Source organism: Stenotrophomonas sp. INTA L402-1 (assembly GCF_059295135.1).
The window spans coordinates 1-1633 of sequence record NZ_JCAFWP010000091.1 but is presented as its reverse complement, the minus strand read 5'-3'; the positions used below and the strand labels follow the sequence as shown (position 1 = coordinate 1633).

Below are 1633 nucleotides of genomic sequence, written 5' to 3'. Positions count from 1 at the left end.
ACTAAAGCCGTTTTTGAGTGCCTTTTTGTGGTTGGTTACGGTGCCTTTCCAACCAAATTGTTCATTCAGCCGGTATGTTTTTGATCTGCCAACTTTAGGTCCCTCAAAGATCACCCCAACATCCAGTAGCGCGCGAACGGCGCGACTAACATTCGTTTTCTGCATCCCTAAAGTTTCAGCAATATCTGCTTGGGCGATCTGAATGAAGTTTTCGTAATCCAGATCTGCAAGCATCAGCATTAAGACCTTGAATTGCTCCCCGGTTAATTCCTTAGCCAAGATCCGTAATGCGTCTTGATTCATGGTGAAATGCCTCTGAAATGCTGATTTTTGTTTAGGGCGGATAACGGCAACGAAGCCGCCGATAATCTCACCCTGGTCATTTATCTGAGTGATTCTCTCGACATCCTTACTCATCTTTGAACCCTATTTGAGTTATCAATAATGATAACAGTGTTATCATTATTGATAACTATGTCAACTGTAACCCTTAGATTTTGTTAATGTTTTTATTCTCCTTTCTGTATCTTTATATTAGGCGTCTAACGCATTGATTCCATTAGATATTTATCCTAGCTACTCTTTGGGGTGTCGGGGCGAAGCCCTGACCCAGTCACGTAACGATAGCGGAGTGTATACTGGCTTAATCCTCTGCAAGCCTCGTCAGCCGTGATTTTTGCCAGATTTCGAGGTTTTCACGTTCAACAGCTCCTGCACGTTTTTTGCCGTCCGTTCACCGTTAAACTCCGCAGAAATCGGGACAGGATGTGCAAATGTAATACCGTCACCCGCGACGATATTCCGTTTGCCATCTGGTCAGGGCTTCACCCCGACACCCCGCATCAGTGCGTACGTGCTCAATGTGGTTTCCGGTTCTCTTCCGCTTCCTCGCCCACTCGCTCACTAACGTTCGGTCGCTGGGGCTGCGGCGAGCGGTGCCACCTCTCGCATGTTATCGGTGATTCCGCTGTTGTTCTTTCGGGGATGAGTCGCCAGATAGCTCTTCAAACGCTCTCAGAAGCTCTCAGGCGCACGAAACGGGTTTTAAATGCCCGTCAGGGCATGGAAGGCGCGAAAAACGCTTACAGAGGGTTTCAGGAGGTCAGGCGCGCCGATACCCCTAACCAGGGGCTTTCAGGTCGCCAGGAACCGCGTCAGCCCCCTGCAAAGCCCATTTGCACGGCACTGGCAGCTATTCAGCTGGTTGGTGGTCGTAGACCGTCGATGTTACAGCGATGGGGGTCTGGGGTTCTCCCCAGACGGTTTCCGGTTGCGCTCAAGGCGCTGCCGGAACCGTGGCAGCTCAGACGTTTTGGAGATTATCGGGCAAAGGTTGCGAATGACGTCAATGACGTCATTTTGCGGCGTTTGCCCTATCCTGCATCGCATCGAACTGACATGCGGCAAAAGAGCAATGCAGGATAGACAATCATGGTCAAAACGTTAACACGTAGCCCTGATTGTCCGCCTGCCGCTGGCTCTTTAAATCCGGCCGCCCTGAATGACACTAAAGCCGTTTTTGAGTGCCTTTTTGTGGTTGGTTACGGTGCCTTTCCAACCAAATTGTTCATTCAGCCGGTATGTTTTTGATCTGCCAACTTTAGGTCCCTCAAAGATCACCCCAACATCCAGT

General features: G+C 49.7%; 1 protein-coding gene and 1 pseudogene. Both read right to left on the bottom strand.

Going from position 1 to position 1633, the window contains the following annotated elements; genetic code table 11:
• Positions 1-417 (bottom strand): replication protein (locus tag AC5O77_RS21615; protein WP_220415353.1); only part of this gene is annotated, 417 nt, incomplete at its 3' end.
• 535 nt (positions 418-952) lie between these two features.
• A pseudogene (locus AC5O77_RS21610) lies at positions 953-1024 on the bottom strand (hypothetical protein); the annotation flags it as partial.
• Positions 1025-1633: the final 609 nt, after the last annotated feature.